General features: G+C 74.5%; 20 protein-coding genes. 9 read left to right on the top strand and 11 right to left on the bottom strand.

Translation table 11 applies throughout. The features are described 5' to 3' along the window. Positions 1-9: 9 nt before the first annotated feature. From EKG83_RS16910 to EKG83_RS16895, 4 genes are all read left to right on the top strand, one after another. Positions 10-885, top strand: coding sequence for an aminoglycoside phosphotransferase family protein (locus tag EKG83_RS16910; RefSeq protein WP_033434080.1), 876 nt, complete (start codon positions 10-12; stop codon positions 883-885). Between the two features lie 56 nt (positions 886-941). Continuing rightward, entirely contained in the window at positions 942-1,187 is a 246-nt protein-coding gene (locus EKG83_RS46895; protein WP_033434040.1) for a phosphopantetheine-binding protein, read from the top strand. Between the two features lie 29 nt (positions 1,188-1,216). Then, a complete protein-coding gene (locus EKG83_RS16900; RefSeq protein ID WP_033434041.1) occupies positions 1,217-2,497 on the top strand; it encodes a condensation domain-containing protein in 1,281 nt (426 codons plus the stop codon). 335 nt (positions 2,498-2,832) lie between these two features. Then, entirely contained in the window at positions 2,833-3,270 is a 438-nt protein-coding gene (locus EKG83_RS16895) for a cupin domain-containing protein (protein WP_033434042.1), read from the top strand. Here EKG83_RS16895 and EKG83_RS16890 read toward each other — a convergent pair. Then, positions 3,222-3,476, bottom strand: a complete 255-nt coding sequence (locus tag EKG83_RS16890) for a CGNR zinc finger domain-containing protein (protein WP_084716939.1) — start codon at positions 3,474-3,476, stop codon at positions 3,222-3,224. The genes EKG83_RS16895 and EKG83_RS16890 overlap by 49 nt on opposite strands. A 327-nt stretch (positions 3,477-3,803) precedes the next feature. Here EKG83_RS16890 and EKG83_RS16885 point away from each other — a divergent pair, with 327 nt between their 5' ends. Beyond that, on the top strand, positions 3,804-4,355 hold the full coding sequence (locus EKG83_RS16885; protein WP_033434043.1) for a CbrC family protein: 552 nt from the start codon (positions 3,804-3,806) through the stop codon (positions 4,353-4,355). 58 nt (positions 4,356-4,413) lie between these two features. Here the strand turns inward: EKG83_RS16885 and EKG83_RS16880 are convergent, their stop codons facing one another. Then, complete coding sequence (locus EKG83_RS16880; protein ID WP_033434044.1) at positions 4,414-4,947, bottom strand: YbhB/YbcL family Raf kinase inhibitor-like protein; 534 nt, start codon at positions 4,945-4,947, stop codon at positions 4,414-4,416. Positions 4,948-5,066: 119 nt separating this feature from the next. On the opposite strand from EKG83_RS16880, the gene EKG83_RS16875 reads away from it, so the two are divergent. Next, entirely contained in the window at positions 5,067-5,708 is a 642-nt protein-coding gene (locus EKG83_RS16875) for a GntR family transcriptional regulator (protein ID WP_211269214.1), read from the top strand. Here the strand turns inward: EKG83_RS16875 and EKG83_RS16870 are convergent. The 8 genes from EKG83_RS16870 to EKG83_RS16835 form a co-directional block, all read right to left on the bottom strand. Then, positions 5,668-8,562, bottom strand: a complete 2,895-nt coding sequence (locus EKG83_RS16870) for a tetratricopeptide repeat protein (RefSeq protein ID WP_063741437.1) — start codon at positions 8,560-8,562, stop codon at positions 5,668-5,670. The two genes, EKG83_RS16875 and EKG83_RS16870, sit on opposite strands and share 41 nt — an antisense overlap. A gap of 153 nt (positions 8,563-8,715) precedes the next feature. Beyond that, entirely contained in the window at positions 8,716-12,342 is a 3,627-nt protein-coding gene (locus tag EKG83_RS16865) for an nSTAND1 domain-containing NTPase (RefSeq protein WP_033434082.1), read from the bottom strand. Positions 12,343-12,373: 31 nt separating this feature from the next. After that, complete coding sequence (locus tag EKG83_RS16860) at positions 12,374-12,520, bottom strand: hypothetical protein (protein WP_153278173.1); 147 nt, start codon at positions 12,518-12,520, stop codon at positions 12,374-12,376. A gap of 146 nt (positions 12,521-12,666) precedes the next feature. Further along, complete coding sequence (locus tag EKG83_RS16855) at positions 12,667-15,072, bottom strand: DUF4082 domain-containing protein (protein WP_153278172.1); 2,406 nt, start codon at positions 15,070-15,072, stop codon at positions 12,667-12,669. 228 nt (positions 15,073-15,300) lie between these two features. Then, complete coding sequence (locus tag EKG83_RS16850; RefSeq protein WP_033430930.1) at positions 15,301-15,777, bottom strand: GreA/GreB family elongation factor; 477 nt, start codon at positions 15,775-15,777, stop codon at positions 15,301-15,303. A 183-nt stretch (positions 15,778-15,960) separates the two neighbouring features. Next, on the bottom strand, positions 15,961-17,214 hold the full coding sequence (locus EKG83_RS16845; RefSeq protein WP_033431032.1) for an NAD(P)/FAD-dependent oxidoreductase: 1,254 nt from the start codon (positions 17,212-17,214) through the stop codon (positions 15,961-15,963). Between the two features lie 126 nt (positions 17,215-17,340). Beyond that, positions 17,341-18,876, bottom strand: a complete 1,536-nt coding sequence (locus tag EKG83_RS16840; RefSeq protein WP_033431033.1) for a PucR family transcriptional regulator — start codon at positions 18,874-18,876, stop codon at positions 17,341-17,343. Between the two features lie 64 nt (positions 18,877-18,940). After that, on the bottom strand, positions 18,941-21,679 hold the full coding sequence (locus tag EKG83_RS16835; protein ID WP_228122646.1) for an ABC transporter substrate-binding protein: 2,739 nt from the start codon (positions 21,677-21,679) through the stop codon (positions 18,941-18,943). A gap of 292 nt (positions 21,680-21,971) precedes the next feature. On the opposite strand from EKG83_RS16835, the gene EKG83_RS16830 reads away from it, so the two are divergent. Next, a complete protein-coding gene (locus EKG83_RS16830; RefSeq protein ID WP_051765672.1) occupies positions 21,972-23,030 on the top strand; it encodes a hypothetical protein in 1,059 nt (352 codons plus the stop codon). Positions 23,031-23,087: 57 nt separating this feature from the next. Here the strand turns inward: EKG83_RS16830 and EKG83_RS16825 are convergent, their stop codons facing one another. Continuing rightward, complete coding sequence (locus EKG83_RS16825; RefSeq protein WP_033430932.1) at positions 23,088-23,993, bottom strand: LysR family transcriptional regulator; 906 nt, start codon at positions 23,991-23,993, stop codon at positions 23,088-23,090. 119 nt (positions 23,994-24,112) lie between these two features. Between EKG83_RS16825 and EKG83_RS16820 the strand changes: the two genes are divergently transcribed. Then, a complete protein-coding gene (locus tag EKG83_RS16820; protein ID WP_033430933.1) occupies positions 24,113-24,904 on the top strand; it encodes an inositol monophosphatase family protein in 792 nt (263 codons plus the stop codon). A 32-nt stretch (positions 24,905-24,936) separates the two neighbouring features. Next, positions 24,937-25,527, top strand: a complete 591-nt coding sequence (locus tag EKG83_RS16815; RefSeq protein WP_153278171.1) for an NADPH-dependent F420 reductase — start codon at positions 24,937-24,939, stop codon at positions 25,525-25,527. Positions 25,528-25,533: the final 6 nt, after the last annotated feature.

Below are 25,533 nucleotides of genomic sequence, written 5' to 3'. Positions count from 1 at the left end.
TTCGCCGCCATGATGATCGCGCGAGAGGGGGAACCGGCCCGCCGCTGGGTGGCACAGCTCCCGTCGACCGTCGCCGAGCTGCTGGAAGCGTGGCGGCTCCGGTTGGACGGGGCACCGCTCTACGGCATGTGCGCCGTCGTGCTCCGGGTGCGCACCGAGGAGGGGCGCGGCGCGCTGAAGGTGGGCTGGGTCGACGACGAGACCCGCGCGGAACCGCTGGGCCTGCGCGCCTGGGCGGGCCGCGGCGCGGTCGCCCTGCTGCGGTCCGAGGAGCGGGTCGGCGCGATGCTGCTGGAGCGCCTGGACGAGCGGCGGACCCTCCTCGACGTGCCGATCGACGAGGCACTGGACATCGCGGCCGTCATCCTCGCGGAGCTGCGGGTGCCCGCGGTCGAGGGCCTGAACAACGCCGGCGACACCGCGGCCCGCTGGGGCAAGGAGTTCCTCGACGACTGGAAGCGGCTGGACCGGCCGTGCAGCGAGGAGATGCTGTCCCGCGCCGTGGAGCTGTGCGAGGAGCTGGCCACCTGCGCGGTCGAGCCGTCGACCCTGCACGGCGACTTCCACTACGCCAACATCCTGGGCCGCGGCGAGCGGGCGTGGGCAGCCATCGACCCGAAGCCGCTGGCCGGCGACCCCGCCTACGAGGTGGTGCCGCTGCTGCGCAACCGCTGGGCGGAGATCCGCGGCGACGACCCGACCGGGGCGGCCGTCCGGCGGCGCGTGCTGCGGTTCGCCGAACTGGCCTCGCTCGACCCGGACACCACCTACAAGTGGTGCCTCGTGCGCACCGTGGACGACGCCATGTGGTTCCAGGAGCACGGCTACCCGGACCGCGCCGAGATCGCCTGGGACATCGCCAGGTCGATGATGACCGGCCCCTGACCGCCGACAGCTTCGAGTTCTTCGAGTTCTTCGAGTTCGTGGAGAGGGAGGAAACCGTGGAGCGCCAAGACCTGCGGTCGGTCGTGGTCGCGGCCGTCACCGACGTGCTGGCGGAGGAGCCGGTCGACGACGACGCGGCGGACCTGCGCGAGCAGGGCATGACCTCGGTCGAGATGGTGAGCCTGCTCATGGCGTTGGAGGACGAGCTGGGCATCGCCATCCCCGACGACCTGCTGGACCCGCAGAACTTCGCCAGCCTGGAGCGCATCGTCGCCACGGTGTCCCCGCTCGTGGCCCGGTGAAACCCGCCACCCGTCGACGAGGAGTCCGGATGTCCGCTGTCGCGGTCTCGGTGAGCGGTTGCCGGGCCGGCACCGCCCGGCTGACCTGGGGTCAGGCCAGCATACTTCGCATCCTCACCATGCTCGGTCCCGGCGCCAGCGCCGAGAACCTGTCCGTCCGGTGCGACCTGAAGGCGCGCCTGGACGTCCCGTCCGCGCGGGCCTTCATCGGCCGGCTCCTCGGCACCTACGACGTGCTGCGGACCCGGTACGAGGAACGCGGCGGCGAGTGGTACCAGGTCGTCGACCCGTCGGGTTCGGTCGAGGTGCGGGTGGTCGACCAGGCGGACGCGGACGAGGCGTTGCAGGCCATGGGGGCCACGGACTTCGCCCTGGCCGACGAGTGGCCCGTCCGCTTCGCCCTGGTCGTGGCGGACGACGAGGTGACCGCGATCGCGTTCGCGTGCTCGCACATCGTCTCCGACGCGTACGGCCTGGAGACCTTCGCCGCCGTGCTGGGCGACCCGGGCGCCGACCTCGACCCCGGCGTCCAACCGCTCGACCAGGCCGCGTACGAGTCCTCACCGCGCGGCCTGGCCGTCGACGCGCGGGCCCGCGAGTACTGGCACCGCCAGCTGACCGCGATGCCGCCGACCCTGTTCCCGGGCCCGCCGCACCCGGCGCAGGACGGCGACCGGTTCTGGTACGCGGCCTTCACCTCCCAGCGCGTGACGGCGGCCCTCCCGGTCCTGGCGAGCCGCCACCGCACCACGTCCGCGGTGGTCCTCTACGCGGCGTTCGGCGCGGTGCTGGCGGAGCGGGCGGGCACCGACCGGTGCCCGCTGGGCGTCGTCGCGCGCAACCGCAACCGGCCGGGCACCCGCGGGGCGCTGGGGTCGTTCGCGCAGCTCGTGCCGATCACCCTGGACGTGGCGGCGGGCTCGTGGGACGAGCTGTTCCAGGCCGCGGCGAAGGCCAACCTCCAGTCCATGCGCCACGGCGCCTACGACCCGCGCACCCGCTTCGCCGTCACCCGCGAGGTCGAGCTGGCCCGGGGTACGCCACTCGACCTCACGCTGTGGTTCAACGACACCCGCGGCGCCCGGGAGGCCGCCCCGGTGCTCGACCCCGCCGCCCCGCTGCCGGCCGGCGAGGCGGCCTGGGTGCGGCGGACCCCGCACGGGGACTCGACGGTGTTCGTGTACGCGTACGACGACCCGGCGGGCACCGGCCTGTGGACCATGTTCGACACGACCCGGATACCGCTCGCCGACGCCGAGGCGTTGCTGGGCGCGGTGGAGGAGAAGCTGGTGCGGGCCGCCCTGGCGTGACGCGGGCGTGGGGCACCGGCGCCGGTGCCCCACGCGCGTCGCGGCGGCGCCTCCTGCGGGACGTCGTGCCCGACCTCCGCGAACACCCGGGGCGCGTACTTGCCGGTGCACCTGGCGCGGCAGGTGGCACCGCCCGCCGCCGCGCCGTCGAAGTCGCTGCCGCTCGTGACTGCGGGCGCGGTGATCGGCGGGGCGGTGGTGAGCTGCCTCGTGTCCCGGCAGGTCGGCCACCCGCGCGGCCGGCTCCCTCGGCTCGCCCCCCGCGTCGTCGAGCCTCCCGAAACCACCCGACCGCACGCATGGCGCCCGTCGGCCCGGGGTCCTAGCATCCGTCCATGCGCAGGAAACTCCGCTCCACGCTGTCCTCGGCCGCTGTGGTGGGCCTGCTCCTCGCGGTCCTGCCGAACGCCGCGAGCGCCACGCCCAGCAGGGGCGTCACGGGTGTCACGATCTTCGAGCACGTGGTGGGTGACACCGACTACGTGCTCAGGGAGGTGACGATCGCGCCCGGTGGCACCACGGGCTGGCACTACCACCCGGGCCCGGTGTACGGCTACGTCAAGGAAGGTCTGCTCAACCACTACGACTCCAGTTGCGCCAGCGACGGGGTCTACCGCGCCGGGCAGGTGATCTCCGAGGCGAGCGGGCCCGGCTACGTCCACATCGGACGGAACCTGAGCGACAAGCCGCTCGTGATCGAGGCGTTCTACCAGAACCCGGTCGGTCAGCCGCTGGCCGTCGACGCACCCAACCCCGGCTGCCCCTTCGAGTGACGGCACCTCGGCCGCCGAGGCGCGACGGGCCCACCGGCCGGTTGCCGTGCCCGGTGCGCGAGGGCCTTCGTCTCGTTGCCGCGGGTGGCCATCGCGCACCACTCCCGGCGGGCGGCGCGCGAGGTGTCGAGGTGGACCCGGGTGCACTCCGGTCGGCCGCACCACCCCGCCGGACAGCAGGACCGAGGCGTGGAGCCCGCCGGCAAGCGGCTTCCTCACCGGTGAGCACCGCCACTCCGACCCCACGGCGCGCAGGCGGTCCGGGCAGAGGCCCAGCACCACCTCCAGGTGCTCCGCCGACCCCGTGGCCCCGGGATCGCGACCCCGCCCCGGACCGCGGCGACCAGCGCACCGGCCGTGCGCACCGGGTCGACATCGACGACGATCTGCCCCTTGTCCCGCATCCCCAGGATCCCCACCCGGACCCATCGCTGCTGCCAACCGGGAAGCAGTGGAACAACCCTGCGCCGGCAGACGTCGTCGAGGGGTGTCCGCGGCCACTCCGCGTTCCCGGCCAACCCTAGGCTGGCCGAATGGACTCGCCACCCACCTTCCGGTTCAGCCCGAACGCCTACGCGCTCGGCTTCATCGTCGCCGAACCGGTGCACTGCTCGTGCTGCGACCGCGACCGCGACTGGCGATACCGGGGCAGCTTCTACACGGCCACACCGGACGTGCGGCTCTGCCCGTGGTGCATCGCGGACGGCAGCGCGGCCACCCGGTTCGACGGCGAGTTCTCCGACCGGTCGGGCATCGACGGCTTCCGGGTCGAGCCGGGCGGCACCCCGGCGGTGGACCCCGACGCCGCCGAGGAGGTGGCGACCCGCACCCCGTCCTACCCGTCGTGGCAGCAGGAGCAGTGGCGCGTGCACTGCGGCCTGCCCTGCGCGTTCATCGGTTTCGCCGGCGCGGACGACCTCCCCCTCCTGCTGCCCGACCCCGTACTGGCCGATGACGTCGACGGCGGCACCGGCTTCCCCGGCGAGGTGCTGCGCGCGCACCTCAGCCGGGAGGGCGACCTGTCCGGCTACCTGTTCCGCTGCCTGACCTGCGGCGCGCACCGGCTCCACGTCGACGCGTCCTGATCCCGGCCGGGCACCTGGTCACCACCTGCGCCGGTCAGCACCCCCGACGCCGCCACCGTCAGCCGGGGATCTCGGCGGTGGCGGTCAGGACCGCCCGGCCGAGGGTGTGGCCGGCCATGGTGAACCCGAGGAGGGCCGGGGTGGCGTCGGCCGGCACGCCGGTGGTCTCCACGTCGAGCGCGTGCACCACGACGAAGTAGCGGTGCGGGCCGTGCCCGGCCGGCGGGGCGGCGCCGGTGAAGCGGGCCGACCGGATGTCGTTGGGCAGTTGGAAGGCGCCCTCGGGCAGCCCCGAGCCCTCCTCGTCACCGGCGCCCTCGGGCAGCTCGGTGACGGTGGCCGGGATGTCGGCCACCGCCCAGTGCCAGAACCCGGACCCGGTGGGGGCGTCGGGGTCGTAGACGGTGACGGCGTAGCTCTTGGTGCCTTCCGGGGCGCCGCTCCAGGACAGCTGCGGCGAGACGTCCCGCCCACCGGGGACGCCGGCGGAGAACTGCTCGGGCGACCAGGGGGCGCCGTCGGCGACGGTGGTGCTCGTGACGGTGAAGGTGGCCGCCTCGGGGAGGCGGGCGAAGGGGTCGTTGGCGCTCATCGGCGTCCTTCCTCTCGGGTTGTGACCGACAGGATCGACTATAGCACCAATAATCGATTATCCACCACATCGTCTATGCTGACCCCATGACCCGGACCGCCCCCTCCTCGGGGAAGCAGATGCTCTCCGAGCAGGTCTACGCCCACCTGCGGGACGCGATCATGCGCGGCGACCACGCCCCCGGCGACGCCCTCAAACCGCAGGACATCGCCAGGGAGCAGGGCGTGAGCCTGGCCGTCGTGCGCGAAGCGCTCGTGCGGGTGGTCGGCGAGGGCCTGGCCGACCGGCTGCCCAACCGCGGCTTCGCCGTCCCCGCCTTCTCCGACCGCCGCTGGCAGGAGGTCGCGGAGGCCCGCCGGACCATCGAACCGGCCGTGCTGCGCATGTCCGTCGAACGCGGCGACGTCGACTGGGAGGCCCGCGTGCGAGCCGCCCACCACCGCCTGGCCCGCACCCCGCCGTTCGCGCCGGAGGAGGGCGAGCACTACAGCAGCGCGTGGTCCGAGGCGCACCGGGTCTTCCACCGCACCCTGCTGGAGGGCTGCGGCAACCCCGTCCTGCTGGAGACCTTCGACCGGCTGTGGTCGGCGAGCGAACTGGCCCGCCGCTGGTCGGCGCGCCGCACCCCCGACCGCGACCACGCCGGCGAGCACCGCCGCCTGGAGGAGGCGGCCCTGGCCCGCGACCCCGACGCGGCGGCCGAGGCCCTGACCCGGCACCTCACCCTGACGGCGGCCGGGCTGACCTCGGAAGAGGGCTGATCCCGCCGCCGGCCCGGACCGGGTCGAGCCCGCGCGCCTCCTCCAGGTCCGCCCGGACCATCGCGGTGAGCGCGTGGGCCGGCCCGAGCACCCGCAGGCAGCCGCCCAGCACGGCCTCGTGCAGCGGCGTCGCCCGCTCGACGTCCCCGGCGGCCCGGAGCGCCCCGGCGAGGCGGTACCGCGACCTCAGCGTGTCGTGGTGGTCCGCCCCGAGGACCCGCTCCTGCGCGGCGACCGTCGCCGCGAAGAGCGCGACGGCCCGGTCGAGGTCGCCCAGGGACTCGTGGGCCCTGGCGAGGTTGTGCTTGGACAGGAGCGAGTCCGGGTGGTCGGGTCCCAGCAGGCGCTCCCGGGTGGTGAGGACGGCGTCGAACTCGCGACGCGCCTGGTCCAGCCCGCCGGTGAACCAGTAGGCGGCGGCGAGGTTGTTCCGCAGGGTGAGCGTGTAGGGGTGGTCGGGGCTCAGCACGCGCACGAAGTCCTCCAGCGCGCTCTCGTAGAGCCGGATCGCACGGTCGAGGTCGCCCGCGTTCTGGTAGGCGTTGGCGAGGTCGTTGCGCGACAACAGCGTGTCCGGGTGATCGGCGCCCAGCACGCGCTCCCGGTCCTCCAGGGTGCTCTCGAAGAGCGGGATCGCGCGGTCGAGGTCCCCCACGCACCGGTAGGCGTTGGCGAGGTTGTTGCGCACTATCAACGTGTCCTGGTCGTCCGGCCCGAGCACCCGCTCGAAGTCGCGGAGAGCGGCTTCGTAGAGCCGGATCGCACGGTCGAGGTCGCCCGCGTTCCGGTGCGCCTTGGCCAGGTTGTTGCGCGACATCAACGTGTCCGGGTGATCGGCGCCCAACACGCGCTCCCGATCCTCCAGGGTGCTCTCGAACAGCGGGATCGCCCGGCCGAGGTCCCCCGCGCTCTCGTACGCGGACGCGAGGTTGTTGCGCAGCAGCAACGAGTTCGGGTGATCGGCGCCCAGCAGCCGCTCCAGGTCGGCGAGGGTCGCCTCGTAGAGCGGGATCGCCCGCCCGAGGTCGCCCATGTCGTCGTAGGTGATGGCCAGGTTGTTGCGGGCGTTCAGGGTGTCCCGGTGCTCCGGTCCCGACACGCGTTCGCGGTCGGCCAGGACCGCCTCCAACAGCTCGACCGCCCGGCGGAGGTCGCCGACCTCCCGGTGGGCACCGGCCAGGTTGCCGCGCACCAGCAGCGTCTCGGGGTGGTCGGGACCCAGCACGCGCTCGTGGTCGGCGAGCACCTGCTCGTGCAGCGGGATCGCGCTCGCGGCGTGGCCGGCGAGCTGGTGGGCGAGGGCGGAGTTGCCGCGCGAGGCCAGCGTGTCGGGGTGGTCGGGCCCCAGCGCCCGCGCCCGCTCCTCGGCGTTCCGCTCGTGCAGGGAGGCCGCGCGGCCGAAGTCCCCCGCGGCGGCGTGGGCGGTGGCGAGGTTGTTGCGGGCGATCAGGGTGGTCCGCGCGTCGGCGCCGTAGAGGCGTTCACCGCTGTGGGCGGCACGCGCGAGGTAGGCGACGGCGGTGGCGGTGCCGCCCTGGTCGCGGAGGTACAGCCCCAGCTGGTTGAGCAGCAGGACGGTGTCCTCGGTGTCGGTGTCGGGCGCGGTGAGGTCGAGCAGGGTCCGGGCGTGGGCTCGCACCGACTCGAACGCGGCACGGCTCGCCGGCGCCTCGGGCGGGTGCCCGAGGACGGCCCTGGCGAGCCCGGCGGCGGCCGTGTCGCGGGCGGCGGCGATGTCGTCGGGCCTGCGGTGCGGATCGGTCGGGTCGGGGGTGCGGGTGACGGCCTGGACCAGGCGGTGGACCCCGATGGCGCGCCCGTCGAGGGTGATCATGTTGTGGTCGGCCAACCTGGCCAGCGCCTCCGGTACGTCCAGCTCGTCGCCCGCGACGGCGCACAGGTCGCGCGGGATGGCGTCCGGCGCGTACCAGGCCAGCTGCCGCAGCAGCGCGCCGGCCAGTGGCGTGTCGGCCAGCAGGTCGAGCGTGATGCGCCAGACCCGCGCCACCGTGCGCTGCGAATCGCCGCCCTCGCCGGTCCTGGTGAACATGCGCGCCGGGAACCGGGCGAGCAGGTCCAGGTAGTCGGCGGGCGTGCCGCGGGTCCGGGCGATGTAGGCGCCGGCCTGCTCGATCGCCAGCGGCAACCACCCCACCTCCTCGCACACCCGCTCGGCACCGGTGAGGTCGGCGCCCGGCGCACCGGCCCGGACGACCCCGGTCAGCAGGTCGGAGGCGGCCTCCGGGCCCAGCACGTCCACGTCGACCGCCGCCGTCAGCGCGGGCCACGCGTCACCCCGCCTGGTGGTGACGACCACCGTCCCGGTCCGCACCCGCTCCAGCAGGCTCACCAGGTCGTCGGGCCCCGGGAGGTCGTCGAGCACGAGGAGCCAGCCGGAGTGCGTCGCCAGCCACCGCACCCCCAACCGCACCTGCTCCTCCAGCGGCAGCCGGTGCGCTTCGGGCGCCAACGCGCGAGCCAGTTCCGCCATCCCGGCCTCGATCGCGGCCGGCGAGTCCGCGGTGACCCACCACACCAGCGAGAACCGGTCGGCGTCCGCCGCGGCGAACCGGGCGACCAGGGTGCTCTTGCCCACCCCGCCCAGCCCGCGCACGCCGACCACCGGCCGGTCGGGCCCGGACACCGCCGCGCGCAGGAGTTCCAGCTCGGCGGACCTGCCGACGAAGGCGCGCGTCACGACGGGCAGGCGCCCCAGGTCGGCCCTCGCCGGCACCTCCTCCATGGTCGGCACCCGAGCGGCCTCGACGAACTGGACCGTCATGTCCCCGGCGGACTGGAGCACCGTGCTGAAGTCCGTCGCCACGCCGACCTGCCGCACACCGGCCTCGCTCATGCCATCCACCAGGACCCTCGTTCGCTCGGTGCCGGGAAGGCCGGGGACGGCCGAGCGCCTATTCGATCTCCGACCCGCCGCGTCCCCTACGCAAAAATGCGGTGCCCACGACCGCCTGTCCGCGAACCCGGGCCGATCGCGGCCGAACTGCCGTCAGCACGGTTCGACCCCGGGCGCGCCGGACCGCGCCAGGTCCGCGCACACCTCGGCCACGGCGCGCCGCTCGTCGAGCTGCCACAGCGTGATCGCGCCGCGGGCGTCGGCGGTGGCCAGGGCCGTGCCGTCGGGGTGCCAGGCGGGCCTGACCGCCTGCCCACCCGGGTCGGTCAGCCTCGCCCACTCGCCGTGCGCGGCCACGTCCCACAGCAGCGTGGTCCCGTCGGCGGCGGAGGTGGCGAGCAGGTGCCCGTCCGGGCTGAACGCGGCGAACGACACCCCGGCGGAGTGCCCGGTCATCCGGGCGACCTGCCGCCACGTCGCGGTGTCCCACAGCACCACCGCGCCGTCGGCGCCGGCGGTGGCCAGCAGGTGCCCGTCCGCGGTGACCGCCATCGCGGTCACCGCGCCGTCATGACCCCGGAACGTGGCAACCGCGCGGGTCGTGGCCACGTCCCTGACCATCACCTGGCCCCGCGTCTGCCCCAGCGCCATGTGCCGACCGCCCGGCAGGACGACCGCGCCGGTGATGTTGTCACCGGAGGCCAGGACCTCGCCCGACGTCCGCAGGCCGTCCGCCCCGGAGTGCCGCACCACGTCCGACGCGACCGGGCCCACCTCCACCAGCGACCGCAGGTCCGGGCCGAAGGCCGTGACGCGGGGCTGCTCCGCGGGTGCCCGCCAGCCCTGCGCGGTGGTCCGGGTCGGGTGCCCGCCGAGGCTCCACCAGTCGATCGGCGCGCCCGGTCGCAGGACGGCCAGTTTCGTGCGGTCGGCGCTGAACGCCCCGGTCGCCCAGGCCGCGTCGGCGAGGTCGAGCCGTGTTCCGGGCCGGAGCGCCGGCTCGGTGCCCCAGATCGTGAGCACGCCCTTCTCGTCCAAGGTGGACAGACCGGCACCGTCGGGCGCGAACTGCATCGCCTGGACGGGGGCGCGGACCAGGGGCAGGTCGGCGTTCCACACGTGGATGTCCCGGCCACCCGCCACCACCGCCGTGCCGTTGCTCCCGAAGGCGAGCTGCACCAGGTAGGTCGGGACACCGGGCGTCCTGCTCTCCTCCACGGTCACGACGGTGGTCGCGGAGGGGTTGGCGGCGTCCCGGAGCACCACCTTGCCGTCGTACCCGGGCGAGGCCAGTACCGTGCCGTCGGCGCTGAAGGCGACGCCGTTCGCACCGCCGCCGTAGGGCGCGGTCGTCGTGATGCGGGTCGCCGTCGCCGGGTCCCACAGCGTGATGCTCCCGTTCTTGTCCGCCACGGCGAGCGAGCGGCCGTCGGGGGCGAAGGCCACGCCGCTGGTCCCCTTCGAACCGGTTCGGAGCACGGCGACGCGCGAGCGGCTCGGCAGGTCCCACAGCTCCACCACGCCGTCCAGTGCCACGGTGGCGACGGTCCGGTCGTGGGCGGCCACGACGTGGTGCGCCCCCTCGGGCCGGATCAACCTGCCCGCCGCCGCCCGGGTCCGCACGTCCCACAGCGCGTCCCGGGCGACCAGGGTCGACCCGTCCGCGCTGAAGACGAGGCCCTCCACCGGGGCACCGGTCTCGATGACACCCACCTGCTCGCCGCCGGGCACCGCCCAGAGGGTGACGCGCCCCTCCGAGTCGCCCGCGGCCAGCAACCGCCCGTCCGGGCTGAAGGCGAGTTCGTACTGCGTGCGGCTCGGGTCGTGCAGGGGCAGTTCCGCGACGAGGTCGAGCGTCGAGGTGCTCACCAGCGCGATGCGGTCGTGGTCGACCCGGGCGACCAGCTCGCCGTCGGGCCGCAGGGCCATGGGGCTGAAACTCGACAACGTGCCCATTCGTATCCGGTGCTGCTCGCCCTGCCGCGTGGCGGCGGCGTTGAACAGGCTGCTGCGCGCTTCCGCGGTCGGGTAGGTGCGCCACGCCTCCAGGGCGTGTCGACCCGCTTCGACCGCGTTCGGGCCGACCTGCGCGGCGAGCTGCCGGGACAGCGCGGCGCGCTCGGCCTCCCGGCGCTCCAGCACCATCGGCACGGTCACCGCGGTGGCCGCGACCAGCGCGGTGACCACCGCGGCGGTCACCCCGTAGCGCCGCCGCAGGGAAGCCCTCCGGGTCCGCGCCTCGGCCGCCCGGCTGCGCTCCAGGAAGTCCCGTTCGCGGTCGGTGAGCGCCGGGCCGGTGCGCCGCACCCAGGCCGCGGTCCGCGCCAGGCGCGTGGTCCGGTAGAGGACGGCCGGGTCGTGGTCGAGTTCCGCCCAGATGTCGGCGGCCTCGGTCAGCCGGCGCTGGAGCCGCAGGCCGTCGCGGTCCTCGGCCAGCCAGCCGCGCAACCGGGGCCAGGCGCGCAGCAGCGCCTCGTGGGCCAGGTCGACGGTGTCGTCGCCGACCACGACCAGCCTGGCCGAGGCCAGTGCCCCGAGCACCGGCCCGACCCCGTCGCCCAGGGCGTCCAGCTCGGCGCGGGCGACCCGGCGCTTGGTGTCCTCGTCGCCCTCGCCCACCGCGACCAGCCGCAGGAACAGCCAGCGCGCCACCTCCCGGTCGGCCTCGGGCAGCTCCTGGTAGGCGTGCTCGGCGCTGCGGGCGATCGCGTGCGCCATCCCGCCGGTCTCCTCGTAGCCGTCCACGGTCAGCGCGACACCGCGCCGCCGCTTCCAGGTCTCCAGCAGGGCGTGCGAGAGCAGCGGCAGGGCGGCAGGCTGCCCCGCCGCCTCGGCCACCAGCCGCGTCACCAGGGCGGTCTGCACCTTGGCGCCCACCGCCACCGCGGGGTGCACGACCGCCCGGTGCAGCTCGTCGGGGCTCATCGGCCCCACCAGCACCTGGCCGCCGTGCAACGCCTCCACCAGGTCGGGGTACCGCGCGCAGTCGCCGAGGAAGTCCGCCCGCACCCCCAGCACCACCCGGGTCCGGCTGTCCGGTGCCGCCGCGGCGGTGGTCAACGCGGCCACGAACGCCACCCGCTCGTCCGGGTCGCGGCACAGCGCGAACAGCTCCTCGAACTGGTCCACCACCAGCAGCAGGTCCCCGGCGCGGCCCACCAGCGCCTGCCGCACCCGCAGGTGCAGGTTCTCCCGCCAGGCCGCGAACTCCGCCGCCAACGACGACGCGGGCCTGCCGCACCACGCCCCCACGTGGATCGCCAGCTCCCGCACCGGGGAGCCCCCCGGCGCGAACACCACCGCCGGTCCCCGCCACCCGGCCACCAGCCCGGCCCGCAGCACCGAGGACTTGCCCGACCCCGAGGGGCCGAACACCCCGGTGAACCGGCGCTCCCCCACCAGTTCGACGACGGTCCCGACCAGCCGCTCCCGCCCGAAGAACCGGTCCGCGTCCTCCGGCTGGAACGCCCGCAACCCCACGTAGGGCGCCGGGAGGTCGCCTTCGGGTGTCGTCGGCGGCGCCACGGCCAGCGCCCGCCAGCGCGCCTCCCACTCGGCCACGTCCCCGCCGCACGCCCGCACGTAGGCCAGCGTCACGCCCAGGCTGGGCAGCCTGCGCCCGTTGGCCGCCTCGGACAGCGCCGCCGCCGAGTAGTGCGCCCGCTTGGCCAGCTCCCGGTAGGTCGGGCTCCCCGCCGCCACCCGCAACCCGCGCAGGCCCGCCGCGAACCCGACGAACTCCCCCGCGTCCTCGTCCAGTGGAACCTCGCGCCGAGGCATCGCCACCCCCTCTGCCGGCAGGGGCGATTGTTCAGCCGGGGTTGTTCAGCGTCCACTCCCCGGCCCCGAACAACGACCGGGGCGCGGCGCGGTCGGCGGGCACCTGGGCCAGTGCGGCCGGGCCGGCCACGGTGGAGAGCGCGGCGGGGAACCGCCGCCTGCCGGGGGAGGTCGTCACGGCGCACTGTCCGACCCGCCCCCGTGGCCGGCGGACGAGCCGTGGGTGAACGGGGGTGGTCGCGGTGCCGGCGGATCAGCGCGACCACCTCGCCGACGCGACCGCCCACCCCTCAGCGCGACCACCCGCCCGTCAGGCCGTCCCGGTCAGGGCGCCCACACCACGTCGACCCAGTAGTTGGTGTCCTGGTAGCTCCGGTCGGGGAACCCGGCGCCCAGGCGGTACACCCCGTTGGGCCCGTCCGTCCCGCTCTGGATGCCGGTGACCGGTTCCAGGTACCGGGGGCCGCGGCTGAAGTACTCCGCGTCCCCGGAGTAGCGGCCGAGGGGCGAGTAGTACGACACGACGTAGGTGGTGTTCGCGGTGACCGCCACCGGCGTCGCGAAGGTCAGCGTCTGCCAGCCGCTCGCCGTCTCGTTCTGGAACGTGCCGGTGGCCAACCGCTGCCCGCTCGCCGACCACAGCGTGCCGGTGTGCGTGCCGGTGTTGGCCGCGCCCTTGTAGAACCGCACGCCGCGCACCCGGCCGTCGCCGTCGGCGCGCCACTTCACGCCCAGTTCCAGCGGGGTGCCGTCCGCGCTGTCGGGGGCCACCGGGGTGTCGGCCGTCGTCCACATGCCGCACGGGCACGTCCGCGGCGTCACCACGACCGGGGTGCCCACCGGGTCGGACAGGTTCAGCGAGTCGTCGACCGCGCGCACCCGCAGCTGCGCCTGGCCCGACCGGGTCGGCGTGTAGGTGTAGCTCCACGTGCCCTGGCCGGCCTGCCAGTTGGCCGGGTGCCAGCGCGCGCCGTCGTCGGTGGACACCTCGACGCCGCCGACCTGGCCGGCCACGTCGAGGACCGTGCCGGACAGGGTGTACGGCGCGCCCACCACGGCGGTGGTCGGCGCGGTGGTCAGCACCACCACCGGCGCGAGGACGTCGGCGCTCGGGGCGGCCTGCACCAGGTTGGCCTGGAGCGTGGCGGCCTGCACGCCCATGTCGGCCAGGAAGTTGACGGTGGCCTGCTGCATCCGCGGGTCGGAGGTGGGCGTGGTGGTCCGGTACGCGTGCTCGTCGTCCAGGCCCCAGGACCACTGGACGGTGCCCGCGCCGAACACCAGCGACCCGCTGGGGTGGCGGTAGTAGGTGACCGAGTGGGTCTCGGTGCCGGGGCCGTACACGCTGCCCCAGTTCTTCAGCACGTAGGAGCCGTTGAGCTGGACCGTGGTCCGCGACATCCGCGCCACGCCCGCGGGCTGGGACCCGTTGTCCGGCACCGTGTTCCACTCGTAGCCCAGGGTGCCCGGCCGGAAGGTGTAGGTGGTGTTGGCGGCCATGTTCTGCAGGTCGGTGTGCCGCCACAGCCGCATCTTCCCGTAGGCGGCGGGCACCTGGAGGCTGTCCTCGCGCCGGCCGTTGATCAGGAAGAGGTTGCCCAGCAAGGAGTTCTCCGGACGGCCGCCGTCCTGCGGCGGGCTGTAGCGCGGGTCGCGCCAGGTGCCGGTCCAGTCGGGCAGGCCGTCGTCCTGGTTCGGCTTGGTCTCCTTGAAGCAGGCCACCGTGCGCCAGTCGGTGTGGGAGGAGTCGATGGACTTCTCCCACCGGGTCTTCCAGAAGATCTCGTTGCCGGTCAGGAACGCCAGGTGCACACCCGCGTCCCGGGCGGCCTCCACGTTGGCCCGCTGCTCGTTCGACCAGTACTCGTCGTGACCGACGGCCATGAACACCTTGTGGTTCTTGATCAACTGGCCGCGGCGGGCCGAGTCCACGTCGGTGGTGTAGCTCAGGTCGTAACCGTTGCGCTCCAGGAACCTCAACATCGGGTACTCGGCGTTGAAGATGAAGTTGTCGTCACCGTCACCGCCGGTGTACGGCCGGTTGTAGCTCACCTTGTACGCCTGACCGCCCTGCCCCGGGCCGTCACCGAAGTACAGGCTGTTGCCGCCGTACCGGTTGTACGCCGCCCACGTCGCATCGGAGGTCTGGAACAGGATCTTGGAGGTGCCGGTGTCGTCGCGGACGATGAACACGATCTCGTTCTCGGCGCCGGTGTCGTTGCGGTGCAGCCGCGCGTAGTAGATCCCCGACACGGCGTCCACCGGCACGTCCCAGCTGGCCGAAACGGCCCAGTTCCCGCAGTCGATCAGGGCCGTCGGCGCGTCGCGCAGGCAGGACGGCTGGGTCTGCACCGAATTCCGCGACGCCGTCCCCACCAACCGCGCGCCCTTGCCCGCGTAGTAACCCAACCGGTAGATGTCCAGGCGGTAGGCGGAAGCGGTGGTGCGCACCTTGAAATCGACCCGATCACCCGGTGACGCGCTGATGTCGGTCGTGTAGCCCACGATCGAGTCGTCCCGGTAGGGCACCTGCCAGTCGTCCGTCCCGGGCTTCGTGTTCTCGCACGCCACCTTGTTCACCACGGGCGTGTCGCAGGGCGCGGCCACCGCCGTCGCCGGCAGGACGGCGTTGACCGCCACGACCAGCCCCGAAGCCGTCAGCAACGCGGCCGACAGGTGCAGGACCTTCGCGAGGGGCCCTGTACGGGACCGCGCGCGTAACCTCGTCATCACGGGCCACCTCTCCGATACCACCGACGGTGCGCGCATTGGCGGGCATTCGCCATTACGGAAGTCGACGTCGGGGCGACTGGGGTTACAGGGCCCTCGACGACAACACCCGTTTGCCGCACGCACCCCGACGAACAGGTGCCCGTGTTGCAATCACCGGATATCGACCGGGCGCATTCACTGTGCCGAACAGCGCATTGACAGTGAGGAAAGGCGCATTGTGCGGTTTCAGGACGTACTGCTCGCCCGGTGGTGGCCGTAGGGCACGGCCTTGAGCAGGGTGACCCCGATGGTGTTGCCGCCGGGCGCGCGGTAGGTGCGCCGGTCGCCCGGGCGGGCGCCGGACAGGGCGGCGCCCAGCGGCGAGTCCGGGGAGTAGACCTCGACGTCACCGTGCTCGACCGCGCGCATGCCCAGCAGGAAGGTCTCGGTGCCCTCGACGTCGTCGTAGCGGACGGTGAGCACCATGCCGGGCTCGACGACCCCGTCGTCGGGCGGGTCCTGGCCGACGACGGAGTTGCCGAGCAGTTCCCGGATCTCGCGGATGCGCTCCTCGCGCTGCCTGCGCAGCACCGCGCCGCGCCCGTCGGCGTCACCGGTCTCGTCGACGGCCCGGGCGGGGTCGGTCGCGCACAGACCGGCCAGCTCGGCCTGGAGCCGTCGGTGGGCGTCGGGGGTCAGCCAGAAGCGTCGGGTGCTGGTCATGGTGGCCTCGCGGTCGTGTCCGGAACGGGGAGGCCGTCAGGGCGGCCGGGGAGGAAGGGCCGCCCTGACGGCGGAGGTGTCCGCGGTGCCGGGGTTGACTCGGCGCCGGCGTCGCGGACCGGATGGTGGTCCAGGGGTGGGCCGCGGCACCCACGTCGGTGGGCGCGCTGCCCGCGTGCCCGGTCAGCGCAGCGGGTCGAAGGGCCGCAATGCCCCGGGCTGCTTGCCGGTGGTGATCTGCTCCGCCAGCAGCCGCCCGGTGACCGGGCCGTGCGCGAGGCCCCACATGCCGTGCCCGCCCGCGACGTAGACGCCCGGCAGGCGCACCGCGCCGATCAGCGCCCGCCCGTCCGGGGTGACCGGGCGCGGACCCACCCACACGTCGCGGCGCTCGTCCCAGCGCACGCCGTCGAGCAGGGGGCGGGCGGAGGCGACGACGGCCTCCAGCCGGGCGTGGGAACCGGGCGCGTCGGGGTCGCGGAACTCCATGGTGCCCGCCACGCGCAGCCCGTCGCGGTAGGGCGTGCACGCCACCCGCACGTCGGGCAGGTAGATCGGCCCGGGTACCGGTCGGTCGACGGGCACGGTGAAGGAGTACCCGCGCCCCGCGCGCACCGGCACGCGCACGCCCCACCGCCGCGCCAACGGCGTCAGCCACGCGCCGGTGGCCACGACCGCGACGTCGGCGGTGACGGCCCTGCCGGTGCGCGGGTGGACGGTGACGCCCCTGGCCCCGGCCCGGACGTCGACGACCTCCAGCAGGCGGATGGTGGCGCCGCGCGCGACCACCGACCGGGCGAGGGCTTCGACGAAGGCGCCGGGGTCGACGTGGCGCTGCCGGTCGACGCGGACGCCCGCGGTGAGCGCGGGCGAGGCCAGGGGCACGTGCTCGCGCAGCCGGTCGCCGTCGAGCTCGACGTGGTCGACCGGCTGGCCGGCGTCGGCCAGGGCGCGCAGCTCCCGCAGCAGCCCCTGCGCCCGCCGCGGCGTGCGGAAGGCGGCGGTGATCGGCGCGTCGGCGGTGACGGCGTCCACGCCGTTGGCGGTGAGCACGTCGAAGGTCTCGACGCACTCCTCGTTGAGCGGCAGGTTCGCCTCCACCGCCCGCGTCCACGACGACCGGCGGCAGTTCGCCGCGAACCGCGCGAGGAACGCCCACAGCTGCGGGTCCGCGGTCGGCGGGACGTGCAGCGGCGCGGTGCGGCTGAGCAGCGACCGCGGCACGTGGCGCAGCGAGGAGGGCTCGTTGAGCGGGATGGCCAGGCCGGGCGCGATCCAGCCGGCGTTGCCCCACGAGGCACCGGCGGCCACCGACGCGCGGTCGACCACGGTCACCTCGACGCCGCGCTCCTGGAGGAACCAGGCGGTCGACAGGCCCACGACGCCCGCGCCGACCACGACCGCCGACCGCGGCCCGCCGTCGATGCGCTCGACCATGACCACCTCCACACCGGGACGAGTGCTTGCTGACGACGCCAGCATCACCCGGGACGCCCTCGACCCCGCTGTCCGCGGCCGACAATTCGGAGGTGCCTTTTTGACGCTGTCCGACAAACCGCCCGGTCAGTCGTCGTCGGCCGCGGCGAGGTGGATGATCATGGCGAGGCGCTTGCGGGCGTCGTCCAGGTCGAGCGCGGTCACCTCGGTCATCTTGCGCAGCCGGTAGCGGATGGTGTTCGGGTGCACGCCGAGCCGGTCACCCGCCCGCGCGAGGTCGCCCTGGGCCTCCAGCCACGCCCGCAGCGTCGCCACGTAGTGCGTGGCGTGCTCCTGGTCGTGCCGGCGCAGCTCGGCCACCGGTCCCCGCGCCGGGGTGCGGCCCGCCCGCGCGGCGGCCCGCAACCGCTGGAGCAGGATGTCGTCCCACGACTCGTCGTAGGCGGGCGGCGGCGCGTCCGGCGGGCGCGCCTCGTGCAGCGCCAGGCACTCGTCGGCCTCCTGCCTGCTCGCGGGCAGGTCGGCGGCCGGGGCCGGGCCGCCGATGCCCGCGGTCACCACCACCCGGTCCGGCAGCGCGGCGCGCAGCTGGGCCACCCACTCCCGGGCCGCGCCCACCCGCTCGCCCGGCAGCACCGTGTAGAGGGTGTTGCCCGCCAGCGCGCTGCGCCCGGGCCGCGACCAGCCGAACCCGGTGGTGGCGCGCTCGAAGGCGAGGAGCAGGGCCTCGTGGCGCTCGGCGGCGATGCGCGCCCGGACCGCGACGACCCGCAGGTCGACCGGTGGCAGTCCGAGCCTGCTGACCACCGTGGCGGCGTCCGCGGTCCCCTCGATCAGCCGCGCGGCCAGGTCGGACTCGACCTGGCGCTCCAGGTCCGCGCTGGCCCGGTGGCGCAGCAGGTGCAGCGCCACCGTGCGCGCGCCGTCGGCCAGCGCGGCGCACCGCGCGCCGGTCAGCGGGGTCCCGCTGGTCACCCACACCGACCCCAGCAGCTCCCGGCCCGCGCGCACCGCCACCACCACGCGCCCGGTCAGCCCGTGCTCCGGGTCACCCTCGACGAACAGCGGCTCGTCGCGGGTCGCCAGGTGGGCGAACACCCCGCGCGCCTCGAACAGCCCCCGCAGCCGGTCCGGCACCCGCCGCGCCAGGATCGTCTCCAACCGGGCCTGGTCGGCGCCCTGCCGCGAGTCGGAGTACGCGAGCACGCCGGACGAGCGGTCCTCGATGGTCACCGCGCCGCCGACCGCGCCGGCCAGGCTGTCGGCCAGCGCGAACAGGTCGGTCGGCCCGCGACCGGACTCGGTCTCCCGGCCCTCCAGCACCAGCCCGTAGACCACGCCGGCCAACTGGCTCCACGACACCTCGGGCTCGACCACCAGCACCGCCACGCCACCGGCCTCGCCCAGCGCGGCGGCCTCCTCGGCCACCTCGGCACCGCCGTGCACCAGCACCGCGCTCGCCCGGGCCCGCGCGGCCCACTCCACCGCCCGCGCCACCGAACCGGCGCCCACGGCCAGGAACACGTCCCCGTCGACGGCCCGGGCCCGCGTGGACTCGCGCATCACCACGCTGCGCAGCTCGGTCGACCGCGGCACCGGGCAGCACGCCAGCCGCACGCCGTAGCCACCCAGCACGTTCACCAGGCGGTCCAACCTGATCATGAGCATCCCCTCGCCGACCACTCACCGTAACGACCGGGGGCGGGAGCCGTGGAGCGGCGGGGCTTCAGGGCGCCCCGGGGCAGCCGTTGTCCTGCCGGGGCTGGTCCTCCCGGTAGAGCGCGCCCACCATCAGCACGCACCGCGGCACCCCGTCGTCGCCTTCGAGGTCCCGGACGTTGTCGATGGTCAGCACGGCGAGGTTGCGGCCGTTGGCGATCCGCGACGCGCGGAAGTCGATCACGCCGGTGGCGCCGAGGAAGGTCATCTCGCGGAACTCCTGGGCGATGGCCGCCGGGTGCGGTGGCGCCGGGTCGGCCGACCGCAGCCGGCGCACGGCGTCCACGAACAGGCCGGCCGTGTCGTAGAGGCCGCCGACCCGCTCGCCGGGCCAGGGCATCACCGGCCGGTCCTCGGCGGGCAGCGACCCCAGGTCCTCGCGGAGGTCCCGGTAGCCCGCGCAGAACGCGTCGAGGGCCGAGGCGCCGCCGGCCAGCGCCCCGGAGCCGCCCTCGACGCAGCGCCGGCCCGCGAGCACCACGAGCCCGCCCATGCCGACGTAGGAGACGGACACGCCGTTGAACTCGTTCTGGTCCCGGCCGGGTGCGTGGGCGACGAACCGGGACGTCGCGTCGTCGGCGACGATGCGCGGCAGCCTGGCCAGGTCGGGGCAGTTGCGCCGCACGGTGCGCAGGAAGTCGCCGAAGTCGTTCTCCCGGCCCGCGTAGAACACCACCTCGCCGCTCCGGTCGCGCTGGTCGGCGCACAGCGCGGGCAGCTCGGTGGGCGAGCCGACCCACCCGGTGGTCGACACCGCGACGCCGCCGCCGCCGAGCCGGTCGCGGACGGCCTCCACGAGCGAGGTGACGTAGGTGTTGGGCCCGTCGACGGGCGGGTGGTAGATCGTCACCGCGGTCGCCCGGACCCGGCGCGCGTACTCGCCGAGCAGCGCCGCCTGCCTGCCGTTGTCGGGCACGAGCTGGAAGTACAGCGGTGACAGCCGGTCCAGCCCCACCTTGGTCAGCGTGGTGCCCAGGGTGGGGACGCCGTGCCTGCCCAGCTCCCTGATCGCCTCCTCGGTCTGGGCCACGCTGCGGTCCAGGCCGACCACCCCGAGGATGCTCGGGTCGGACCGGGTCAGCGGGACGATCATGTCGCGGGCCACGACGGCGGCCGCGTCCATCCCGGCGCCGCCGTTGGCCACGACGACGCGCAGCAGCGGTTCCGCCGTCGACGTGGTGGTGTTCTGCTCCCGCTGCCGGATCACCAGGCCCTCCAGCTCCTCGGCCACGGAGTGCTCGGTGGCCGGGGCGCTGTCGTTCGCGGTCAGGCCGGCGAAGTAGACCAGGCTGACGTAGGGCCGGTCGCGGACCTCCCGGTGCAGCCGCTCGGCGACCTCGTTCTGCGCGAAGACGTGCTCCTGCGCCAGGCGCAGCCGCGGGTTGTCGCCGAACACCTGGCGGTCGCTGTCGCTGTAGCCGACGCACTGGTCGTGGCCGTCGATGCGGGCGAGCCCGGTGGCGACGCCGCCGGAGACCGCGCCGAAGAAGGCGCACCCGGCGCGCCAGTGGTCCCGCACCGCCAGGGTGGGCACCACCAGCGCGGCCAGCAGCGCGCAGACCGCGACCACCTCGGCGACGCCCCGGCGGGCCAGCCGCGGTTCCGGCCGGGGCTGCTCGCGCGCCTCGGTCTCCCAGGCGCGCCGGTCCTGCTCGTCCGGGCCGGCGTCGTCGGGCGGCACGGTCGCCGGCAGGGTGACGAACAGGTAGCGCGCGTCCTCGGCGAGCAGTTGGCGCCGCCGGGGCAGCCGCCCCTTCCAGGCGGTGAGCGCCAGCTTGGCCACGTTCGGCTTGTTCGGCCCGGGCGGTTCGCCCAGCAGGGCCGGCTGCCCGCGGCTCGTGGTGATGATCAGCAGCGGGTCGAGCTGCCCGGTCTCGTTGCGGACCTCGTTGACCAGCCGCAGCAGCTCCCAGCCGCCCGGTCCGTCCACGTTGTCCAGCAGCGCGGTGACGTGCGCGGTGCGCCGCAGCCCCCGGCGGCGCGGCAGGAACCGCAGCCTGGTGCGCCGGTAGGCGATGCGCAGGTCCTCCAGGAAGGCGTGCACCAGCAGCTTGCGGACCTGCTCGGGGTTCTCGAAGTCCCGGCGGTCCCGGGTCAGGCGCGCGGCGAAGCCGAGGAAGTCCTGGGAGTGCCTGGGCACCATGTACGGCTGCCCCATGAACCACCGCCGCTCGCGCCCGAGGCCGGGGATGCGGTCGCGCCCCCAGTACAGGCCGACCAGGCGCCCGGCGAACTTGGCCAGGGCGATCAGCAGCTGCGCGCGTTCACCGGCCTTGTCCACGACCTCGGCCGCCGGGCCGGACAGCGGGGAGCCGCCGCTCCACGCGCGCAGCACGGTCTCGACGGGTTCCTCCCGCTTGACCTGCCGGGGCGGCAGCCGCACGCCGGTCAGGTGGTGGGCCAGCTCGTAGTGGTCGAACCGCCGGAGCGGGTTGCGGCCCAGCTGCTGGTGGCGCAACGCGACGTGGAGTTCGTGCAGCAGCGGCAGCACGGCGTCGGGGTGCTCGCCGACCCGGTCCACGTCGACCAGCACGTGCGGCACTTTGGGCAGCTTGGCGTCCAGCGCCCGGTCGAGCCGGGCCAGGAAGCCGTCGGCGCCGGGCTCGCGGACCAGGCAGACGAGCGGGAGCGGCAGGTCGCCGCGCACGTCGAGGTCGGGGTCGCGCTCGAACAACCGCGGGCGGCGCACCAGGTTGCGCACCAGCGTCAGCAGGTCGTCGATGCCGGGGAACACGGGATTGGACACGAGTTCCCCTCTCATTGGCGGTGACCCCGCACAATGCGGGGTTCGACCGTTGTATCACGCGGCCCGCCCGGATGCGGGGCATTTGCCCAAGTCATGGGAGTGCCGTCGACGGGGTCGGATGACCCGGCGCCGACTTCGAGAATCCGCAATAAACGTGTTTCGGCACGATCATGGAATTCTTTTCCACTCGATTGGGTGAACATTCTTGGGCAATAGATAAATGATGTTCGGATAGCGCTATCACTGATGGGTGCCCGTACGAACACAGGGCACCTATTAACGGGAGACAATCATGCGTTTCAACGCGAAACTGCTGGGTGCGATCGCCACGACGACGGCCCTGGTCAGCACAAGTGCATTCGCCGCGGTCCAGCCCGCCGCGGCGCAGGCGACACCCGTGCCCCGGGTCGTCATCTCGGACTGGTCCGGCATGGGCGGGGTAGCCAGGGCCACCTGCCCGTCCGGCACCGGCCTCGTCGGCGGCGGCGTGCAGGGCGAGTTGGTGGCCAACACCGTGGACCAGGTCACCGACGGCCTGGAGGCCAACGCACCGGACGAGACGATCCCGAACACCTGGAAGACGCAGGAGAAGAAGGGCAGGAGCAGAGCCGTCGCGCTGTGCGCGCCCGACGCCCCCGTCCCGCTGGTCGTCGCCTCCGACTGGTCGGCACCGGCCGAGGTCGCCAGGGCGAACTGCCCGCCGGGCACCGCGCTCGTCGGCGGCGGCCAGGACGCCCGCCTGGTCTCGACCCTCGTCGGCACCGTCAACGACGACGTCGAGGCCAACGCGCCCAACGTGGACAACGCCCAGCAGTGGACCGTGCAGCTGAAGAAGGGGCAGGCCCGCGCGTTCGCCCTGTGCCTCGCCGACGCCCCCGTGCCGACCATCGTGGCCTCCGCGTGGTCGAACCAGGCGGAGACCGCCTACGCCCGCTGCCCGGACGGCACCGGCCTCGTCGGTGGCGGTCAGGACGCCCGGCTCGTCACGTCCCTCGCGGGGAACATGACCGACGCGGTCGAGGAGAACGCGCCGGACCAGTACATCCCCAACACCTGGAAGGTGAACCTGGCCAAGGGGCAGGCGCGGGCGTTCGCCCTGTGCGTCGCGGGTGCCCCCGTGCCCACCGTGGCCGTGTCCCCGATGGGTGCGGCGCGCCAGCTCGTGAAGGCCACGTGCCCGGCGGGCACCGCCCTGATCGGCGGCGGCTTCGACACGCTCCTGCACAAGAACGGTTTCGACGTGGTGACCGACGCGGTCGAGACCAGCGCGCCCAGCCCGGACGAGCCCAACACCTGGATGGCCAAGGCTTATCGGGACAACGCCCAGGCTTACGCCATGTGCACGCCCTGATCGCGGGCAGCCGCGGTGGGGCGGCCGGTGCGCCGGCCGCCCCTCCCGCCGTCGGCTTCAGCGCTCCGCCCCGCCGTTGCCCGCCGCCGCCAGCGCATCCCGCGCGAGGTCCCGCAACCAGGCGTGCGCCAGGTCGGTGTCATAGCGCTGGTGCCAGGACAGGTACACCCTCGCCGGCGGCAGCTCCAACGGCAGCGGGAGCGAGGCGAGGTCAGCCGCCCGCGTGATCGCCTCCGGCGCCGTGACGAGCAGGTCCGAGGCGCGCACGAACGCGAACGCGGCCGCCTCGGTGGGCGCGGCCGCCACCACGTGCCGGGTGAGGCCGAGCCGTGCAAGGGCTTCGTCGACGGCGTTGTCCAGCTTTCCGCGCCGCGAGACGGTGATGTGCTCGGCCGCCGCGTACCGCGCGGCGGTGAGGGTCCGGCCCCGGGTGAGCGGGTGGCCCCGCCGCACGACGACGACGTGGCGGGTCCGGGCCACCTCCTCGGCGCGGACGTCGGGCGCGCCCGGCCGGCCCGCGTTCGCCTCCAGGTCCACCTCGCCGCGGCGCAGCTCGGGGGTGTCGGTGTGCGACTCCGCCAGGAACCGCAACCGCACGCCCGGTGCCCGCTCGCGCACGGCCGCCAGCAGCGCGGGGCCCGCCAGGGCCACGAGCGAGTCGTGCCAGCGGAGCGTGAACGTGCGGTCGAGCGTGGCCAGGTCCAGCTCACGGCTCGGCGCCAGCACGGCCCGGACCTGCTGGAGCAGTTCGTGCACCTGTTCCCGGACGGCGATCGCGTACGGCGTCGGCGTCATCGTGCGCCCGGTGCGCACCAGGATCTGGTCACCGGTGGTGCGCCGGATCCGGCCGAGGCTCCGGCTCATCGCGGGGGCGGTGACGTGCAGGCGCTCGGCCGCCGCGGTCACGCTGCCCTCCTCCAGCAGGGCGTCGAGCGCGGCGAGCAGGTTCAAGTCCAATTGCATTTGAGTAATCCTAGCCGTGCTTTACATGCACTTGAAGTTAATGGTTGGCCCGCATAACTTCTGTGGTGTCGGTGCGCGGGAAAAGCGCCCGACGATCCCCCTCAGACAGGAGCACCACCATGCCCGGGACGACTGCCGACCTGCTCGCCCAGACCGTTGTCGCCGTGCGCGAGGCCGGTTCGGCGCTGCGCGAGCGCTTCGGCGGGGTGGTCCGCCACCGGACCCGCGACGAGCTGATGGCCGCGCTCGCCGCCAACGACGAGGCGGCCCTCGCGGTCCTGCGCCCCCACCTCACCGACCTGCGCCCGGGCGCCCGCTGGGTGGAGGACGAACTCGCGGGCGGTGCCCTGCCCGACGGGGAGTGGTGGGTCGTGGACCCGGCCGAGGGCAACGTCAACCACCTGCACGGCCTGCCCGACTGGGCGGTCACCGCCACCCTCGTGCGCGACAACCGGCCGGTGTTCACCGCGGTCCACCTGCCGCTGACCGGCGAGACCCACACCGCGCTCGCGGGCGGCGGCGCGCACGTCGACGGCCGGCCGCTGCGCGTGTCCGGCACCGCGAGCCTGGGGCTGGGCCTCGTGGCCACGAGCCAGGCCAGGCCGGACGAGGACGAGGCGGTCGTGCGGCGCGTCGGCTCCTCGATCACCGCGATGCTCCGCGACGCGCTCGTGGTGCGCACCTCCGTGCCCGCGACCCTGCACCTGCTCGACGTGGCCGCCGGCCGGGTCGACGCCTTCTGGCAGTTCGCCGGTGCCCGCGCCGACCTGCTGCCCGGGGCGCTGCTCGTCACCGAGGCCGGCGGGCGGGTGTCCGACGCCGAGGGCCGCCCCTGGACCCCGGCGAGCGACAGCTTCCTCGCCGCCGCGCCCGGCGTGCACGCCGAGGCCGTCACCACCCTCTCCCGCTGACCACCGACGAACCGAACGAGGAGCACAACACCGTGATCGCCGTACTCGGGAACGGCCGCGTAGGCGGCAACCTCGCCCGCGCGCTCACCGCGGCCGGGCACGAGGTGACCGTGGCGGACCGCTCGCCGGGCGCCGCCGCAGCAGCCGCGGGCAAGGCTCGGGTCGTCATCAACGCCACCCCGGGCGAGGGCTCGCTCGAACGGCTCACCGCGCTGCGCGAACAACTGCGCGGCAAGGTCCTCCTCGACGTCTCCAACGCCACCACCGACGGACCGGACGGGCTGCCCGCCGACCTGCTCCACCCCGGGTCGAGCCTCGCGGAGCGACTTCAGGACGCGCTGCCCGACACGCACGTCGTCAAGTCCCTCAACACCATGCTCTACCCGGTGATGACCGCGCCCGCCTCGCTCGCCCAGCCGCCCACCGCGTTCCTCTCCGGCCGCGACGACCGGGCCAAGCAGGTGGTCCGCGAACTCCTCACCGATCTCGGCTGGCGCGCGGAGTGGATCACCGACCTCGGCGGCATCGAGACGGCGCGGGCCACCGAGGCCGCGGTCCTGTTCGTGCCGCACGTGATCCGGGCCGGCGGGTTCGCGCCGTTCGCCGTCTCGATCGCCCGCTGACCGGGA

This window comes from Saccharothrix syringae (assembly GCF_009498035.1).
Classification (GTDB): Bacteria; Actinomycetota; Actinomycetes; order Mycobacteriales; family Pseudonocardiaceae; genus Actinosynnema; species Actinosynnema syringae.
Note: the sequence above shows the minus strand (reverse complement) of the source record. Positions and strands in the feature narration are given on the sequence as shown.

Excerpts from the sequence above, each read along its gene's own strand:
- EKG83_RS16875 (WP_211269214.1), top strand. The coding sequence starts at position 5,067 with ATGCTCTCCGAGCAGGTCTACGCCCACCTGCGGGACGCGATCATGCGC.
- EKG83_RS16850 (WP_033430930.1), bottom strand. The coding sequence starts at position 15,777 with ATGACCAGCACCCGACGCTTCTGGCTGACCCCCGACGCCCACCGACGG.
- EKG83_RS16895 (WP_033434042.1), top strand. The coding sequence starts at position 2,833 with ATGCGCAGGAAACTCCGCTCCACGCTGTCCTCGGCCGCTGTGGTGGGC.
- EKG83_RS16865 (WP_033434082.1), bottom strand. The coding sequence starts at position 12,342 with ATGCCTCGGCGCGAGGTTCCACTGGACGAGGACGCGGGGGAGTTCGTC.
- EKG83_RS16900 (WP_033434041.1), top strand. The coding sequence starts at position 1,217 with ATGTCCGCTGTCGCGGTCTCGGTGAGCGGTTGCCGGGCCGGCACCGCC.
- EKG83_RS16910 (WP_033434080.1), top strand. The coding sequence starts at position 10 with ATGATGATCGCGCGAGAGGGGGAACCGGCCCGCCGCTGGGTGGCACAG.
- EKG83_RS16825 (WP_033430932.1), bottom strand. The coding sequence starts at position 23,993 with ATGCAATTGGACTTGAACCTGCTCGCCGCGCTCGACGCCCTGCTGGAG.
- EKG83_RS16830 (WP_051765672.1), top strand. The coding sequence starts at position 21,972 with ATGCGTTTCAACGCGAAACTGCTGGGTGCGATCGCCACGACGACGGCC.
- EKG83_RS16845 (WP_033431032.1), bottom strand. The coding sequence starts at position 17,214 with ATGGTCGAGCGCATCGACGGCGGGCCGCGGTCGGCGGTCGTGGTCGGC.
- EKG83_RS16880 (WP_033434044.1), bottom strand. The coding sequence starts at position 4,947 with ATGAGCGCCAACGACCCCTTCGCCCGCCTCCCCGAGGCGGCCACCTTC.
- EKG83_RS16840 (WP_033431033.1), bottom strand. The coding sequence starts at position 18,876 with ATGATCAGGTTGGACCGCCTGGTGAACGTGCTGGGTGGCTACGGCGTG.
- EKG83_RS16820 (WP_033430933.1), top strand. The coding sequence starts at position 24,113 with ATGCCCGGGACGACTGCCGACCTGCTCGCCCAGACCGTTGTCGCCGTG.
- EKG83_RS16855 (WP_153278172.1), bottom strand. The coding sequence starts at position 15,072 with ATGACGAGGTTACGCGCGCGGTCCCGTACAGGGCCCCTCGCGAAGGTC.
- EKG83_RS16885 (WP_033434043.1), top strand. The coding sequence starts at position 3,804 with ATGGACTCGCCACCCACCTTCCGGTTCAGCCCGAACGCCTACGCGCTC.
- EKG83_RS16870 (WP_063741437.1), bottom strand. The coding sequence starts at position 8,562 with ATGAGCGAGGCCGGTGTGCGGCAGGTCGGCGTGGCGACGGACTTCAGC.